The organism is Streptococcus sp. HMSC36C04, from assembly GCF_001839535.1.
Classification (GTDB): domain Bacteria; phylum Bacillota; class Bacilli; order Lactobacillales; family Streptococcaceae; genus Streptococcus; species Streptococcus hominis.
Window position 1 is genome coordinate 1 of sequence record NZ_KV841561.1, and the last position, 283, is coordinate 283.

Annotated in this window: 1 protein-coding gene; it reads left to right on the forward strand. The window is 38.9% G+C overall.

Annotated elements, in window-relative coordinates; all coding sequences use genetic code 11:
* A partial coding sequence (locus HMPREF3249_RS00270) for an IS30 family transposase (RefSeq protein ID WP_142350220.1) occupies positions 1-272 on the forward strand: 272 nt, incomplete at its 5' end.
* Between the last annotated feature and the right edge of the window lie 11 nt (positions 273-283).

Below are 283 nucleotides of genomic sequence, written 5' to 3' on the forward strand. Positions count from 1 at the left end.
TCACTTCAGACAGGGGAAAAGAGTTTGCCTGCTATCCTCTGGTAGAGAATTTAGGAATTTCCTTTTTCTTTGCGGATGCCTATTCATCTTGGCAGAGAGGAAGCAATGAAAACGCAAATGGCTTACTAAGAGAATATTTCCCAAAGAAAACAGATTTAGCCACTATCTCTGATGAGGATTTGAACAAGGCTTTATATGATATCAATCACCGACCACGAAAATGTTTAGGTTACAGAACTTCTTGTGAAGCTCTAGAGGATGAGTTCGAATAAATGTTGCACTT